General features: G+C 71.8%; 15 protein-coding genes. 9 read left to right on the forward strand and 6 right to left on the reverse strand.

From position 1 onward, the window contains the following. Nucleotides 1–2: 2 nt before the first annotated feature. From ugpC to tsaE, 4 genes are all read left to right on the forward strand, one after another. Nucleotides 3–1097 carry a sn-glycerol-3-phosphate ABC transporter ATP-binding protein UgpC gene (gene ugpC, locus AB0J40_RS35790; protein ID WP_364462278.1) on the forward strand — a complete coding sequence of 365 codons (1095 nt, stop codon included), beginning with the start codon at nucleotides 3–5 and terminating at the stop codon, nucleotides 1095–1097. A gap of 220 nt (nucleotides 1098–1317) precedes the next feature. Beyond that, complete coding sequence (gene alr / locus AB0J40_RS35795) at nucleotides 1318–2433, forward strand: alanine racemase (RefSeq protein ID WP_364462280.1); 1116 nt, start codon at nucleotides 1318–1320, stop codon at nucleotides 2431–2433. Then, nucleotides 2430–3527 (forward strand): alpha/beta hydrolase, encoded by a 1098-nt coding sequence (locus tag AB0J40_RS35800; RefSeq protein ID WP_364462282.1) that lies wholly within the window; start codon nucleotides 2430–2432, stop codon nucleotides 3525–3527. Before alr ends, AB0J40_RS35800 begins: the two co-directional genes overlap by 4 nt. Next, a complete protein-coding gene (tsaE, locus tag AB0J40_RS35805; RefSeq protein ID WP_364462285.1) occupies nucleotides 3524–3988 on the forward strand; it encodes a tRNA (adenosine(37)-N6)-threonylcarbamoyltransferase complex ATPase subunit type 1 TsaE in 465 nt (154 codons plus the stop codon). Before AB0J40_RS35800 ends, tsaE begins: the two co-directional genes overlap by 4 nt. A gap of 49 nt (nucleotides 3989–4037) precedes the next feature. Here the strand turns inward: tsaE and AB0J40_RS35810 are convergent, their stop codons facing one another. From AB0J40_RS35810 to AB0J40_RS35820, 3 genes are all read right to left on the reverse strand, one after another. Further along, on the reverse strand, nucleotides 4038–4892 hold the full coding sequence (locus AB0J40_RS35810; protein WP_364462287.1) for a serine hydrolase: 855 nt from the start codon (nucleotides 4890–4892) through the stop codon (nucleotides 4038–4040). A gap of 200 nt (nucleotides 4893–5092) precedes the next feature. Continuing rightward, nucleotides 5093–6424, reverse strand: a complete 1332-nt coding sequence (locus AB0J40_RS35815; RefSeq protein WP_364462290.1) for a carboxyl transferase domain-containing protein — start codon at nucleotides 6422–6424, stop codon at nucleotides 5093–5095. Continuing rightward, nucleotides 6417–7841: an acyl-CoA synthetase gene (locus tag AB0J40_RS35820; RefSeq protein ID WP_364462293.1), complete on the reverse strand. Its 1425-nt coding sequence runs from the start codon at nucleotides 7839–7841 to the stop codon at nucleotides 6417–6419. Before AB0J40_RS35820 ends, AB0J40_RS35815 begins: the two co-directional genes overlap by 8 nt. A gap of 99 nt (nucleotides 7842–7940) precedes the next feature. On the opposite strand from AB0J40_RS35820, the gene tsaB reads away from it, so the two are divergent. From tsaB to tsaD, 3 genes are read left to right on the forward strand one after another with little or no spacing between them, the layout of a single operon-like run. Next, nucleotides 7941–8606, forward strand: a complete 666-nt coding sequence (tsaB, locus tag AB0J40_RS35825; protein WP_364462296.1) for a tRNA (adenosine(37)-N6)-threonylcarbamoyltransferase complex dimerization subunit type 1 TsaB — start codon at nucleotides 7941–7943, stop codon at nucleotides 8604–8606. Next, nucleotides 8603–9082, forward strand: a complete 480-nt coding sequence (gene rimI / locus AB0J40_RS35830; RefSeq protein ID WP_364462299.1) for a ribosomal protein S18-alanine N-acetyltransferase — start codon at nucleotides 8603–8605, stop codon at nucleotides 9080–9082. The genes tsaB and rimI overlap by 4 nt, the downstream gene beginning before the upstream one ends. After that, the gene (gene tsaD / locus AB0J40_RS35835; protein WP_364462302.1) at nucleotides 9082–10128 is read left to right on the forward strand and encodes a tRNA (adenosine(37)-N6)-threonylcarbamoyltransferase complex transferase subunit TsaD; all 1047 of its coding nucleotides are present in this window, start codon (nucleotides 9082–9084) and stop codon (nucleotides 10126–10128) included. Before rimI ends, tsaD begins: the two co-directional genes overlap by 1 nt. Before the next feature lie 181 nt (nucleotides 10129–10309). On the opposite strand, the gene wecB is transcribed toward tsaD, so the two are convergent. From wecB to AB0J40_RS35850, 3 genes are all read right to left on the reverse strand, one after another. Beyond that, nucleotides 10310–11461 carry a UDP-N-acetylglucosamine 2-epimerase (non-hydrolyzing) gene (gene wecB, locus AB0J40_RS35840; RefSeq protein WP_364462569.1) on the reverse strand — a complete coding sequence of 384 codons (1152 nt, stop codon included), beginning with the start codon at nucleotides 11459–11461 and terminating at the stop codon, nucleotides 10310–10312. A 94-nt stretch (nucleotides 11462–11555) separates the two neighbouring features. Then, nucleotides 11556–11735 (reverse strand): LPXTG cell wall anchor domain-containing protein, encoded by a 180-nt coding sequence (locus AB0J40_RS35845; RefSeq protein WP_086672860.1) that lies wholly within the window; start codon nucleotides 11733–11735, stop codon nucleotides 11556–11558. A gap of 11 nt (nucleotides 11736–11746) precedes the next feature. Beyond that, nucleotides 11747–12514 (reverse strand): choice-of-anchor P family protein, encoded by a 768-nt coding sequence (locus AB0J40_RS35850; protein WP_364462305.1) that lies wholly within the window; start codon nucleotides 12512–12514, stop codon nucleotides 11747–11749. A gap of 364 nt (nucleotides 12515–12878) precedes the next feature. On the opposite strand from AB0J40_RS35850, the gene xrtP reads away from it, so the two are divergent. Both xrtP and AB0J40_RS35860 read left to right on the forward strand, forming a co-directional pair. Further along, nucleotides 12879–13388, forward strand: coding sequence for an exosortase P (gene xrtP / locus AB0J40_RS35855; RefSeq protein ID WP_364462572.1), 510 nt, complete (start codon nucleotides 12879–12881; stop codon nucleotides 13386–13388). Further along, nucleotides 13385–14761: a glycosyltransferase gene (locus AB0J40_RS35860; RefSeq protein WP_364462308.1), complete on the forward strand. Its 1377-nt coding sequence runs from the start codon at nucleotides 13385–13387 to the stop codon at nucleotides 14759–14761. The genes xrtP and AB0J40_RS35860 overlap by 4 nt, the downstream gene beginning before the upstream one ends. The last annotated feature ends 19 nt before the right edge of the window (nucleotides 14762–14780 follow it).

Here is a 14780-nt window from a genome sequence, read left to right on the forward strand (position 1 = left end):
CGATGGCTTCCATCACCTACGACAAGGCGACCCGGCGCTACGCCGGTTCGGAGCGCCCCGCGGTCGACGCGCTGGACCTGCAGATCGAGGACGGCGAGTTCCTCGTGCTGGTCGGCCCGTCGGGCTGCGGCAAGTCGACCAGCCTGCGCATGCTCGCCGGCCTCGAGGACATCGACGACGGCGCCGTCTGGATCGGCGACCGCGACGTCACGCAGCTGCCGCCGCGCTCGCGCGACATCGCGATGGTGTTCCAGAACTACGCGCTGTACCCGCACATGACGGTCGCCCAGAACATGGGCTTCGCGCTGAAGATCGCCGGCCGCCCCGCGTCCGAGATCAAGCAGAAGGTCCTCGAGGCCGCGAAGCTGCTGGACATCGAGCAGTACCTCGACCGCAAGCCGAAGGCGCTGTCGGGTGGTCAGCGCCAGCGCGTCGCGATGGGCCGCGCGATCGTCCGCGAGCCGCAGGTCTTCCTGATGGACGAGCCGCTGTCGAACCTCGACGCGAAGCTGCGTGTCTCGACGCGTACGCAGATCGCCGCGCTGCAGCGCCGCCTCGGCGTCACGACTGTGTACGTCACGCACGACCAGGTCGAGGCCATGACGATGGGTGACCGCGTCGCCGTGCTCTCGGACGGCCTGCTCCAGCAGTGCGACACCCCGCGCGCCCTGTACGACCGGCCCGCGAACGCTTTCGTCGCCGGGTTCATCGGCTCGCCCGCCATGAACCTCGTCACCGCGAAGCTGACGGTCGACGGCGCCGAGCTGGGTGGCGCGCGCGTGCCGCTGTCCCGCGAGACCATCGCGGCCGCCGACGGCGACACCGTCAAGCTCGGCTTCCGGCCGGAGGCGCTGGAGGTCACCACCTCCGAGGACGGCACGCTGCCGGTCAAGGTGGACCTGGTCGAGGAGCTGGGTTCGGACGCCTACGTCTACGGCAAGCTCGCCGGGACCGACGCCGCGGGCACCCAGTCCAACGTCGTCGCCCGCGTCGACCCGCGCACGCCGCCGGCCATGGGCGACACGCTCCACCTGCGCATCCGCCCGGACGAGCTGCACGTGTTCTCGGCCACAGGCGACGGGGCCCGCCTGCCCTGACCTGTCGCAGGAGCCGCCACCCCGAAGCCGGATTGTGACTACGGCCGGTAGTGCCGCGTCAAGGCGGGAAAGCGTGCCTTGACCCGTCACTACCGGCCGTGTTCTGGCTTCGGATCGGGGTTGCGGGGAGGTCTGGATGGCTCGTGAGCCTTGCCGCGGCGCCCGGGTGAGCATGCCCACCCGGGCCCTGACCTCCGGTCATGGGAAAATGGAGGGTGCCATGACTCCCAGTTTCCCGCGTGCCCAGGTCGACATCGACCTCGACGCGATCCGCCACAACCTCACCCTGCTGGGCGCCCGCGCGCCCGGCGCCGAAGTGATGGCCGTGGTGAAGGCCGACGCCTACGGCCACGGCGCGCTGCCGGTGGCGCGCGCCGCGGTCGAGGCCGGGGCGAGCTGGCTCGGCACCTGCTCGCTCGGCGAAGCCCTCGCCCTGCGCGAAGCCGGCATCACGGCCCGGCTGTTCAGCTGGCTGGACACCCCGGACGTCGACTTCGCGCCGGGCATCGAAGCCGGCGTCGACCTGGCGGCCAGCTCCCTGGGTGAGCTACGCCGCATCACCGCCGCGGCTTCCGCGGGTACCCGGGCGCGTGTGCACCTCAAAATCGACACCGGGCTCTCGCGCAACGGCTGCCCGCCGTCCGCCTGGGCCGAACTGGTCGAAGCGGCGGCCGCCGAACCGCGGGTCGAAGTCGTCGCCGTCTGGTCCCACCTCGCGTGCGCGGACGAGCCGGACCACCCGGCGACCGACCTGCAGGCCAAGCGCTTCGCCGAGGCCTACGACGCCGCCCGCGCCGCCGGCCTCGATCCGAAGCGGCACCTGGCGAACTCCGCGGCCCTGCTCACCCGGCCGGACCTGCACTTCGACGTCGTGCGCCCGGGTATCGCGATGTACGGGCTGAACCCCGTGCCGCAGCCCGAAGACCTGCGCCCGGCCATGACGTTCCGGTCCGCGGTCGCCCTGGTCAAGCGCGTCGAAGCCGGCGAATCGGTGTCCTACGGCCACACCTGGACGGCCTCGCGCGACACGAACCTGGCGCTGGTCCCGGCCGGGTACGCCGACGGCGTCCCGCGGTCGCTGTCCGGCCGGATGGACGTCTTCCTCGGCGGGCGGCGGCGGCCGGTCGCCGGGCGGGTCTGCATGGACCAGCTGGTCGTCGACTGCGGCGACTACGAACCCGCTGTCGGCGACGAGGTCGTCCTGTTCGGCGACGGGGCGCACGGCGAGCCGACGGCCCGGGAATGGGCCGACAAGCTGGGCACCATCGACTACGAGATCGTGACTTCGATGTACCGGCCGCGGGTGCGCCGCCGGTATCTGGGGGAACGGTCGTGACACCTTCACGACGACTGCTGGCCATCGCCGGCGGGGTCGGAGCCCTCGCCACCGGGACCGCCGCCGCCGCTATCGTCGCCGCGCAGCAGCGGCGGCACAGTGAGGACCCGTACGTGGACGAGCCGCTGGGGGAGCTGAAGCCGGACCGTGCCTCCACGGTCGCGGCCGAGGACGGCACGCCGCTTTCGGTCGAGGAGATCGACCCGGAGGACGGCGGCGAACCGGAACTGACCGTCGTGGGAGTGCACGGCTTCGCGCTTTCGCGGCGCTGCTGGCACTTCCAGCGCCGTGACCTGGCTTCGCTGACGTTGCCGCGCGTGCGTCAGGTGTACTACGACCACCGCGGCCACGGGCTGTCCGGCGCGGCTTCGGCGGAGACGTCGACGATCGAGCAGCTGGCCCGGGACCTCGACTGCGTGCTGCGGTCGGTGGTACCGGAGGGGCCCGTCGTGCTGCTGGGGCACTCGATGGGCGGCATGGTCATCATGGAGCTGGCCGCGGAGTTCCCCGAGCTGTTCGAGGACCGCGTCTGTGGGGTCGCCTTCATCGCGACGGCGGCGGGCGAAGTGGGCGCACGCGGGTTGCCGCGTTCGCTGCTCTCGAAGTACAACCCGCTGACCCGCGCGGCCGGCGGCCTCGCGGGCTGGCAGCCGGGGCTGGTCGAGTTCGTCCGCGCGGCGGGCGGGCAGCTGACGCGCCAGGCCGTGCGGCGGCTGGCGTTCGGCAGCCGCGACGTCGCGCCTCGGCTCGTCGACTTCATGCTCGAAATGCTGGAAGTGACGCCGGTGCGCGGGCTCGTGAACTTCGTCGACACGCTCGGCAGCCACAACCGCTACGCCGCGCTGGCCGGGCTGAAGCACGCGCAAGTGCTGGTCATCGGCGGCGATTCGGACCGGTTCACGCCGTTCTCGCACGCCGAGCGGATCGCGGCCGAGCTGCCCGACGCGGAGCTGGTCCGCGTCCGCGGCGCCGGCCACATGGTCCAGCTCGAGCAGCCGGAGCTGGTGAACAGCCATCTGATCGATCTCCTCCAACGCTGTTCCGGTGCGGACGGCGAATCCTCGTCCCGGCGAACCTGGTGGTGGCAGCGTTGAGTTTCGTGTTCCCGACCCCCGAAGAGACCATGGACTTCGGGCGGGCCCTCGGCCGCGTCCTGCGGGCGGGTGACCTGGTCCTGCTGGCCGGGCCGCTCGGCGCGGGCAAGACGACGCTGACCCGCGGCATCGCGGACGGCCTGGGCGTCGGCGGCCGGGTCAGCTCCCCGACGTTCGTCCTGGCCCGCGTCCACCCGGCGGGGGCCGCGGGGGTGCCGCTGGTGCACGTGGACGCGTACCGGCTCGGCGGGGACCTGTCGCAGCTGGACGACCTGGACCTGGACACGGACCTGGAGCGCTCGGCGATCGTGGTCGAGTGGGGCGAGGGGTCGGCGGAACGGCTGTCGGAGGACTACCTGGTGGTCCGGCTGGACCGCCGCGAGGACGACGTCCGCGAGGTCACGCTGGAACCGCACGGCACCTGGGCCGACCGGGTACCGGAGCTCGCCAAGACCTCGTGAGTGAGAAACAGGGTTCTAACCCTGTTTCTCACTCACGAGGTAGGTGCGCTCAGCCGCCGTTGTACTGCTGGTAGGCCGGTGCCCGGAAGGTCCTGGTGCCGGCGCCCGCGATCTTGTCGACCGCGCGCAGGAACTTCGGCCCCATCTCCGCCGTGGCCTGCCGGACCGGGTGGGTGGCCCCGAAATCGTCCGGGTTCGCCTGGCCGTGCGCGAACATCGAGTAGATCAGCACCGGCTTGCCCGCGGCGTCGAACATGATCCCCGCCTCGTTGCGGCCGTCGTTCAGCCAGCCCGCCTTCGTGGCGATCCTCGCCCGGTCCGCGGACGACATCTCACGGCGGATACCGTCGGTGAACGCCACCTGCGACCGCAGAATGGACAGCAGGTACTCCGTCGATGCCGGGCTCAGCAACGTGCCCGCGACCAGCGCCTTCAGCAGGTCGTGGGTCTCGCGCGGAGTGGTCTGGCCGAGGAAGTAGCGGTTCGGGTTGGCCACCGGCGTGACCTGGGTCTTGGGGAAGCCCTTGGCCACCAGGATCTGGTTGATCTCGGCCGCCGGAACCACGAGCCCCACCAGCCGGACGCACGTGTCGTCCGAAACAGTGAGGAACAGCGACAGGACGTGGCCCAGCGTGAACGCGCTCGGGTACGCCTTGTCCAGGATGATGATGCCGTCGCCACCCGGCACGACGATGCTCTCCGGCACCTGGACCTGCTGGTCCAGCGTGAGCAGGCCACGGTCGATCTTGTCCATCAAGGTGACCGCGACGGCCACCTTGTTGACGCTGTACGCCTCGACGATCTCGTCGGACGCCACGTCGACGGCCACCTGGTCGGCCACGCTGATGTAGGAGTTCCAGACGCCGCCTGCCTCAGCGGCGGCGTTGTCGTAGACGCGCTTCACCTTCTGCCTGGCCCGGTCCGGTGTGGCCGGGCTGGCCTCGATGTCTGCTTCCTGCGCGAACGCGGGAGAGCCGGTCAGAACGCTTCCGGCGACGACAGCGGTCCCCAAACCGAACGCCGCTCGCCTGTTGAGTCGATACCCCATCGCAAGATCCAACCACGGATGGACCCATCAAGATGTCGTGAGCGAGAAACAGCGTTCTAACCCTGTTTCTCACTCACGACCGCGCGGGCCACACCCAGGTCCACCAGGTCCTGCGGCCGCAGCCGCAGCTGGTCGGCGATGGCCGGGACCTCCGCCGCCGGCCGCTTGAGGATCGCCGCCGCGGCCTCCGGGGACGTCACCGAGAAGTACGCGTCCGGTGCCACCCACGTCGACCCCAGCGCCGCGAACGCCAGCGCCCCACCTGAGCCGCCTTCGCCGATCACCAGCGTGGTCACCGGGATCGACGCCGTCGCCACCGCTTCGAACATCGCCGCGATCGCGCCGCCCGCGCCCGCCTGCTCGGCCGCCGCGTCGTTCGCCGCACCCGGCGTGTCGACCAGCGTCAGCACCGGGATTCCCAGCCGGGACGCCAGCTGCACCAGCCGCGCCGCCGTCCGGAAGCCCGCCGGCGACGTCGGCGTGCCGCACTGCGCCGCGTACGCGATCGTCCGGCCGTCGCGCCAGCCGAAGCCGCACGCCACCCCGGGGTCGACCCCGCCGGCCCGGTCGCCGCTGACGTCCTCGCGCCAGTCGAAGTACGCGTCCAGGTACTCGACCGCCCGCGGCCGTCGCGGGGAACGCGCCGCCTGGACCGCTTCCCAGCCCGTCTCGGGCAAGGCGGCCGAGCGCAACGCCGTGGGCGGGGGAGCCGCCGCCGACGAGCGGGCCGTCAGCAGCCGCAGCCACCGCTCCAGCGTCACGCCGAGGTTCTCCGGCGCGACGATCGCGTCGACCTGGCCCCACTCGAGCTTGGCCTCCGCGGTGTACGCCTCCGGCGAACCGGCCGGACGCACCCGCGAGCCCGCGAAGCCGACCTGCGCTTCCGGCAAGGCGAGGATGACGTCGGCACCGGCGCCGAGCGTCGCCCAGCCGCCGCCGGTCGTCGGGTCGCGCAGCACCGAGATCTGCGGGATGCCCGTCGACCGGGTCAACGCCGACGCCCGCGCCACCCGCTGGAGCTGCATCAGCGCGCGCATGCCCTGCTGCATCCGGCTGCCGCCGGTGGACACCAGCGACACCACCGGGAGCCGCGCGTCGCGCGCGTGCGCGAACGCCGCCTCGATGCGGTCGCCGGTGCGCTGCCCGAGCGAGCCGCCGAGGAACCCGAACTCGAACGCGATCAGCACGGCCTCGACGTCGCCGATCTTCGCCGTCCCGCAGACGACCGACTCCTTCTCGCCGGTGCGCTCCTCCGCGGCGGCGCGCGCGGAGCGGTAACCCGGCCAGTGGATCGGGCCGTCGGCCGGCTCGTCCCGCAACGGCGTGGGGAACTCCGTGAACCCGTTCGCGATCGCGCCGACGACTTCGCGCGCCGGCTGCCTAGACACCGAGCGCCCGCTTCATGACCTTGCCCATGTCGTTGCGCGGCAACGCATCCAGGTAACGGACGACCCGCGGGCGCTTGTGCGGGGCCAGCAGCTTCGCGACGTGGTCGGCCAGCTCGTCGGACGACGGCGGTTCGCCGGAAGGCACGATCCACGCGACGATCCGCTCGCCGAGGTCGTCGTCCGGCTCGCCGGTGACGGCGGCCTCGGCGACGCCGGGGTGTTCGAGCAGCGCGTTTTCGATCTCGCCCGCGCCGATCTTGTAGCCGCCGCTCTTGATCAGGTCGGTCGCCTTGCGCCCGACGATCTTCACGTACCCGTCGCTGTCGCGCGTCGCCATGTCGCCGGTGCGGAACCAGCCGCCGTCGAACGCGGCCTCGGTCGCGTCCGGCCGGTTGAGGTACTCGGTGAACAGGTTCGGGCCGCGCACCTGGATCTCGCCGACGGTCTCGACGTCCTCGACCACCTCGCCGGCCTCGCCGACCAGCCGCAGTTCGACGCCGCGCAGCGGGACGCCGACCGTGCCGGGCTTGCGCTCGCCGTCGGCGCGGACGCTCGTGTTCATCAGCGTCTCGGTCATGCCGTAGCGCTCGACGACCTGCTGGCCGGTCGCCGCGGTGATCCGCTGGTGGTCGTGCACCGGCAGCGCCGCGGATCCGGACACCAGGAGCCGCGCGCCCTTGAGCGCCTCCGCCAGCGCGGTGTCGGTACCGACTTCGCCGGCGATGCGGTGGTACATGGTCGGGACGCCGAACAGCATCGTCGCGCCGTTCGCGAGTTCGCGCGCGACGCCCTCGGTGGAGAACCGGCCGAGGTGGCGCACCGAGCCGCCGCGGCGCAGCGGGCCGAGGATGCCGAGGATCAGGCCGTGCACGTGGAACAGGGGAAGCGCGTGCACGAGGACGTCGTCCGCGGTCCAGCCCCAGGCGTCTTCCAGCGCGTCGAGCGTGGTCGCGATGGAACGGCGGGGGAGCACCACGCCCTTCGGCGGGCCGGTCGTGCCTGACGTGTAGACGATCAGCGCGGGCGTCTCGGGGTCGGGCTCGTCCGCGAGCGGCGTCTTCTCGCCGGTCAGCGGGATGTCCCGCCGGGGCAGGCCGGCCAGGCCCGCGGGCAGCTCGGCCCCGGGTTCGGCCAGCACCAGCTGGGGCTCGCTGTCGGCGAGGATGTGCGCGAGTTCGCGTTCGCCGATCTTCGGGTTCAGCGGCACGGCCGGGACGCCGGCCAGGAGCGCGGCGACGACGGCGACGCTGGTGTGGACGGTCGGGGTCGCCCAGACGGCGACGCGGCCGCGCGGCAGCTCGGCGGCGAGGCTCCCGGCGACAGCGGCGAGGTCGGCGTGGGACAGGACGTGGTCGCCGAAGCGCAGGGCCTCTTTGGCGGAACCGTCGGCGAGGGTGGGGAACAACGGGGCGGGCACCGCGGGGACCTCCCAGAGTCGGACTCCATCCGCACGTTACCGTGCGAATCCTTCCCCTGCAGCGAGCTGCCGAAGGCGCTGGTCGTACGCTTGCTCACCGTGTTGGTACTGGCGATCGATACCTCGACCCCGGCGGTGACCGCGGGCGTCGTCGCGGTGGACGACAGCGGGGTCGAGACGCGCGGACACCGCGTCACGGTCGACCCCCGCGCCCACGGCGAACTGATCATGCCGCACGCGCTGGCGGCCGCCGAAGAAGCCGGCGTGGCCCTCCGGGACCTCGACGCGATCGTCGTCGGCGTCGGCCCCGGGCCGTTCACCGGCCTGCGCGCCGGGATGGCCACCGCCGCCGCCCTCGGGCACGCGCTCGGCCTGCCGGTGTACCCGGTCTGCAGCCTCGACGCGCTCGCCGCCGACGTCGCCCCGGGCGACAGCGCTTTCCTCGTCCTCACCGACGCGCGCCGCCGCGAGGTCTACTGGGCGGCCTACGACGCCACCGGCGCCCGCACCGACGGCCCGCACGTCCAGCGCCCGGCCGACCTCGAGACCGACGTCAAGGTCGCGGCCGGCGACGGCGCCGTGCTGTACGCCGACGCGCTCGCCATCAGGCCGATCGAGCCGCGCTTCCCGTCGCCCGCCGGGCTGGTGAAGGCCGCGCGTGCCGCGTTGCTCGCGAAGGAAACGCCCGGGCCGCTGACACCCCTGTACCTGCGCCGTCCCGACGCCGCCGAGCCCACCGCCCCGAAACGGGTGACCGCGCAGTGAGACTCGAGCCGCTGCGCCGCCGGGACATCCCCCGGTGCGTCGAGATCGAGCAGATCCTCTTCCCCGGCGACGACCCGTGGAGCTCCCGCGCGTTCCACTCCGAGCTGGACGCGGGCAACTTCTACCTCGCCGCGCGCCCCGACGAGGGCGACGAGCTGCTCGGGTACGCCGGCCTGGCCGTCGTCGGGCGGCGCCGCGGCGAGTACGAGGCGACCGTGCACACCATCGGCGTCGCACCGGAACACCAGGGCCAGGGCATCGGCAAGGCGCTGCTGCGGGCGCTGCTGGAGCGGGCCGACGAGTTCGAAGCGCCGGTGTTCCTCGAGGTGCGCACGGACAACGAGACGGCTCTCGCGCTGTACGAGAGCCACGGCTTCGAACGGCTCGGCATCCGGAAGCGCTACTACCAGCCCTCCGGTGCCGACGCGTACACGATGGTCCGCCCCGCGCGGACGCGAGACGAGGTGGCGGGCTGATGTCACGCATCATCATGGGCATCGAGAGCTCGTGCGACGAGACCGGCGTCGGCCTGGTCCGCCTGCACGACGACGGCACGGTGGAGCTGCTCGCCGACGAGGTCGCCTCCAGCGTCGAGCAGCACGCCCGTTTCGGCGGTGTGGTGCCCGAAGTGGCGAGCCGTGCGCACCTCGAAGCGATGGTTCCCACGACCACGCGTGCCTTCGAGAAAGCCGGGCTCGCACTGTCCGATGTGGACGCCATCGCGGTGACGGCCGGGCCGGGACTCGCGGGCGCGCTGCTCGTCGGGGTCTCGGCGGCGAAGGCCTACGCGACGGCGCTGGACGTGCCGCTCTACGGCGTCAACCATCTGGCCGGGCACATTGCGGTGGACACGCTGCAGCACGGGCCGTTGCCCACGCCGTGCCTGGCGTTGTTGGTGTCGGGTGGGCACACGCAGCTGCTGCGCGTCGACGACATCGCGTCGGAGATCGTCGAGCTGGGGTCCACTGTGGACGATGCAGCGGGTGAGGCTTACGACAAGGTCGCCCGGGTGCTCGGCCTGCCCTACCCCGGTGGGCCGCCGATCGACAAGGCTGCGAAGAACGGCGATCCGGCCGCGATCGCGTTTCCGCGGGGGATGACTGGTCCGCGGGATGCCAGGAACGATTTTTCCTTCTCCGGGTTGAAGACTGCGGTCGCGCGGTGGGTCGAAGGTGCTTCCCGGCGGGGCGAGGAGATTCCGGTGGATGACGTCGCCGCGTCGTTCCAGGAAGCCGTCGCGGATGTGCTGACGATGAAGGCGGTTCGCGCGGCGAAGGAGCAGGGGATCGGGACCATTGTGATCTCCGGGGGTGTCGCGGCGAACTCTCGGTTGTCTTCGCTGGCCGCTGAACGGTGCGCTGCCGCGGGGATTGAGCTGCGGGTGCCGCGGCCTCGGCTGTGCACGGACAACGGGGCGATGATCGCCGCTTTGGGGGCGCATGTTGTTGCTGCCAAGCGGCCTACCGCGCCGTTGGACTTCAGTGCCAACCCTGCTCTGCCGGTGAACGTGGTGTCGCTGTAGGGCGGTTCGCTCAGGTCTGGACGATCCGCCACCCCGCTCGCCCATTGTGACTACGGCCGGCGGCACCGCGTCAAGGCGGGAAAGATGCCTTGACCCGGCGCCGCCGGCCGTGTTCTGGCTTCGGATCGGGGTTGCGGGGGGTCTGGGTCCCCCTGTGTCTGGGGGCGCGTGTCCCCTTCCGTTAGGACGCCGCCGCGTGCTTGTGTGCTGGCGTTCCCACGCCCAGCAGTTCCTCGATTGCCGCGACCGCTAGCGCTGCCGCATTGCCTTCGCCGTAGGGGTTTCCGACCTGGGCTGGGCGCAGCTCGCCGCTCAGCAAGCGCGCCGCCGTGTCCGCTATGCGGGACGTGTCCGTGCCCACCAGCCACGCGCAGCCGGCCTCGACGACCTCCATTCGTTCGGTCACGTCCCGTAGGACCAGTACCGGCGTTCCGAACGTCGGGGCCTCCTCCTGGATCCCGCCGGAATCCGTCAGCACCAGCGATGCCAGCCGCAACGCTCGGACCAGGTCCGGGTACTCCAGCGGGTCCGTCACCGTCACCCGGGGCAGGCCGCCCAATGCCGCCTCCACCTGGGCGCGGACCTGGGGGTTCGGGTGGGCCGGGAACAGCACCTGGACGTCCGGGTGCTCCGCCACGATCAGCTGCACCGCCGCGCACGTCCGCTCCAGCGGCTCGCCCCACGACTCGCGCCGGTGGGACGTCACGAGCACCAGGCGCTCGTCCGCCTCCGCGATCTCCATCTCCAGCAACGCCAGCGCCGTGTTGCGCGCCGGGAGGTCGCGCGCCGCGATCTCCAGCACCGCGTCCACCACCGTGTTGCCTGTGACCGCGATCCTTTGCCTGGCAACGCCTTCCGCGCGCAGCTCGGCCGCTGCGCCGAGGGTTGGCGCCAAGTGCAGCGCCGCCAGCCGGGACACCATCTGGCGCGCGCCTTCCTCCGGGAAGGGCGCTGTGAGGTCGTGGGTGCGCAGCCCGGCTTCCAGGTGCACCACCGGGATGCCCAGCCAGAACGCGGCCAGCGCGCCCGCCAGCGTCGTCGTGGTGTCGCCCTGGACGACGAGCGCGGCCGGTGCGTGGCGGCGCAGGACGTCGTCGAGCGGGGGCAGCAGGCCCGCGACGAGCTCCGCCTGGCCGCCGGTCACGCGCGGCGGCACGGCCAGCCACTCGTCCACGACCAGGCCGAACGGCGTCAGCGCCTGCTCGACCATGCCCGCGTGCTGCCCGCTGTGGACCAGGATCGGCCGCAACGCGGGGTGCGCCTCCAGCGCCAGCGCCAGCGGCGCGAGCTTCAGCGCTTCCGGCCGCGTCCCGGCCAGCAACATCACATCCACCCCGTGGTGCCCCTTCTCCACATAGTCCAGTGTCCAGGAAAAGCTGACCGCGGGGCCGCCGGCGTGCGAGGGGCGCACGCCGACGGCCCCTTCCTCACTCCCGCGCCTGGGAGAGACGGCGGTTGCGGCGGTGGACGGCGATCAGCGCGACGGTCCCGAGCAGGACCAGGAGCACGCCGACGGCCAGCCACCACCCGACGTCGGCGCCGGTGGCGGCGAGGGTGCCCACCCCGCCACCGGCCACGCCGACGCCCGCGCCCGGCATCTTGTACATGCGGGCCTCGCTCAGGCCTGCGCCGAGCGGCGGCGGTAGATGCGCGTGCCGACCGGCACCGCGACGGCGCCGAGCAGCCCGAGCCCGATCCACAGGCCCGCCCCGGACGCCAGCGGCATCGGCGGCGCGGCCGGGCCGCAGGTCGCCGACGACACGATCACGTCACCCGAGCCGAGCGCGTTGAGGCCTTCGCCGAGCAGCTTCACGTGGACGGCGTTGACCGTGAGGCTGCCGTCGGAGTTCTTGACCTGCTCGTTGAGGATGATCGTCGCGACGTTGAGCGCGCCGAGCCCGACCTTGATCTGCGTGTTGGCGGCCGGCGTGGCGTCGACCTTGCCGACGCTGCCGAGGTTCGCGCCGACCAGCTTCGTGCTGCCCTCGACGCCCTTCTGCGTCGCCGTGCAGACGGCCTCGACGACCTTGATGCCGACGTCGCCGAGGGCCGCCTTCAGCAGCGGCAGCCCGACGTCGGCGGTGCTCGCCTTCGCCGTCACCGCGCCGGAGTTCTCGTCGCGCTTGGCTTCGGTGTTGACCGCGCCGGCGGTGAGGATGCCGGTGAGGTCGACCTTCGCGAGGCTGTTGCTCGTCGGGCCCGCGGTGTTCGCGGCCGCGAGCGGCCCCGCCTGCACCGCCTGCTGCCCGAGCAGCTTCACGTCGACCTTGACGCCGTACGCGGACCCGTCGCCGGGTGCGGCCGAAGCGGGGGCCGCGCCGGCGAGCACGACGCTCGCCACGGCCGCGGCGAGCAGGCCGCCGCGGCGCACGAGGGAGCTCTTCATCAACTGATCCTCCGAAATTCGCTGGGTTTCCCTGGAGTTCGCGTGACGGTGGCGCGGATCGAACCGGCTTGCCTCGACTCGGCACGCGAATCGACTATCGCGAAGAGTGGCTCGAATAGCACACGAAATTTCCCGAATCACCGGATCGGGTATTCCGCGGCGCCGTTTGCGCTGGTCGCTCGGGACGTCACCCGGTCGGCCTAGCAAGTTCGCCGCGAAAACTGCCGAATGGCGGCCCAAACCACACCTCCGGGTGGAACGGCGCCGCGGTCATGACTTACGCTCGCCCCGGGGTCCGCAGCTGGAACGAAAAACCGACATCGAGAGGATCGTCGTGGCCGTAGCGAGCGCTCCGAACTCTGGCATGGCAAGGTTTCCGCTGGTCATCGCGCTGGGCGCGCTGGCGGCCGCGGGGGTCGCGGTGGTGCTGGCCGAGCGGTTCTACCGCGAACTGGAAGTACGGCTGGCGGGTGCGATCCTCGACGTCATCACTACATCGGGTGTTTATGTCGCCCCTGATCGGGAGTCCGTTTACTTTGGGTTGAGCAGCGCTGCTCCATTCGGGTTGAGAATGACTCCGGAATGCTCTTCGGCGTTCCTTTTGCTCCCGCTGCTCGTTGTGACCATGGTCATGTTGTATTTCCGCCCGTCGAATGCGAAGCGCCTGTTCTTTTCCCTCGGCATTTCCGCGCTGGTCGTCGTGCTGGTGAACCAGCTGCGCATTCTCACGATCGTCGGGCTGGTCCACGGGTTCGGCACCGACGAGGGCTACTACTGGGGCCACACGCTGCTCGGCTCGATGGTCAGCGTGTTCGGCGGCGCGGTCTCGATCGTCCTGCTCGTCTGGCTGGCCACGCGGAAGAAGAAGGCATGAGCGTCAAGGTCCTGCTGGCGATCACGCAGGCGTTCGCGCTCACGATGAGCGTGGCGTTCCTGGTGTACGTCGTCGTCATCGTGGTGCCCTATCTGCGCCGCAAGCCCGGCCCGGTCGGCGACCCGGCGGACTTCACGTGGCACTTCTTCGTGCCGTGCCGCGACGAGCAGGTGGTCATCCGCGACACGATCCGCTACCTGCGCACGACGTTCCGCAAGGCGCACGTCTGGGTCGTCGACGACGACTCGGAGGACCGCACCGCCCGCGTCGTCCGGATGCTGTGGCGGCGCCACGGCGGCTACGACCCGTACCTGCACCTGGTGCCGCGCGTGCGGCCCGAAGCGAGGACGGGCAAGGGCGACGCCCTCAACGCCGCCTACCGGGCGCTCAACGACTGGATGGGCCCGGCCGCCGCGCGGGACGACGTCGTCGTGGTGGTCGTCGACGCCGACGGCCGGCCGGCCCCGAACTGCCTGGAGGTCTGCGCCGCGGACCACCTCTTCGGCGACCCGGGGATCGGCGCGGTCCAGCTCGACGTCCGGATGAGCAACGTCGAGACGCCGCCGCCGTCGCGCAACCCGGTCGGCCGCTGGTTCGGCCTGAAGCTCGCGCAGCTGCAGGACCTGGAGTTCCGGACGGCGATCGCGGCGATCCAGACGTCCCGCGGCTTCACCGGCACGATCTCCATGGGCGGCAACGGCCAGTTCACCCGGCTCACCGCGCTCGACTCGATCGCGGGCGGCACCGAAGAACCGTGGCGCGGCTCGCTGCTGGAGGACTTCGAGCTGGGCGTCCACCTGCTGACGGCGGGCTGGCGCACCGGGTTCACCCCGGATTCCCATGTGGCGCAGGAAGGTCTGTACAGCCTGCGCCGGTTCCTGGTGCAGCGCACCCGGTGGGGCCAGGGCACCATGCAGTGCGCCCGCTACCTGCGCCGGATCTGGGATTCCCCGCACGTCAGCACGCTCGGCGCGGCGGAGATGATGTACTACCTGGCCCAGCCGTGGCTGCAGCTGCTCGGCTCGCTGCTCTACCCGATCCCGTTCGTCCTGCTGGTGGTGAGCACGGCGGGCGACCCGGCGCAGATGTGGACCTGGTTCACCGGCGGCGCGTGGATCCTGTTCGCCATCTACGGCTCGTTCGGGCTGCTGCCGTTCCTGGTCTGGGGCCCGATCTACCAGCTGAAGTGCCTGCGCAGCGGCAACATCCTGCGCGGCATCGGGCTGGGCTTCGCGTACGCGGCGTACATCTACACGTTCTACGTGACGTCGTGGCGCGCGCTGTTCAGGTTGGTCCGCGGCCGCAACGGCTGGGCGAAGACCCGCCGCAACACCGAGCAGGCGGCGGGGGCGAAGGTCGCGCTCGACGCGTGAGCGCGACCTCCGCCGGAGG

Origin of the sequence: Amycolatopsis sp. NPDC049691 (assembly GCF_040675005.1) — a bacterium.
In the GTDB taxonomy this organism is placed as follows: domain Bacteria; phylum Actinomycetota; class Actinomycetes; order Mycobacteriales; family Pseudonocardiaceae; genus Amycolatopsis.

Excerpts from the sequence above, each read along its gene's own strand:
- alr (WP_364462280.1), top strand. The coding sequence starts at position 1,318 with ATGACTCCCAGTTTCCCGCGTGCCCAGGTCGACATCGACCTCGACGCG.
- AB0J40_RS35860 (WP_364462308.1), top strand. The coding sequence starts at position 13,385 with ATGAGCGTCAAGGTCCTGCTGGCGATCACGCAGGCGTTCGCGCTCACG.
- tsaD (WP_364462302.1), top strand. The coding sequence starts at position 9,082 with ATGTCACGCATCATCATGGGCATCGAGAGCTCGTGCGACGAGACCGGC.
- xrtP (WP_364462572.1), top strand. The coding sequence starts at position 12,879 with ATGGCAAGGTTTCCGCTGGTCATCGCGCTGGGCGCGCTGGCGGCCGCG.
- ugpC (WP_364462278.1), top strand. The coding sequence starts at position 3 with ATGGCTTCCATCACCTACGACAAGGCGACCCGGCGCTACGCCGGTTCG.
- AB0J40_RS35850 (WP_364462305.1), bottom strand. The coding sequence starts at position 12,514 with ATGAAGAGCTCCCTCGTGCGCCGCGGCGGCCTGCTCGCCGCGGCCGTG.
- AB0J40_RS35845 (WP_086672860.1), bottom strand. The coding sequence starts at position 11,735 with ATGTACAAGATGCCGGGCGCGGGCGTCGGCGTGGCCGGTGGCGGGGTG.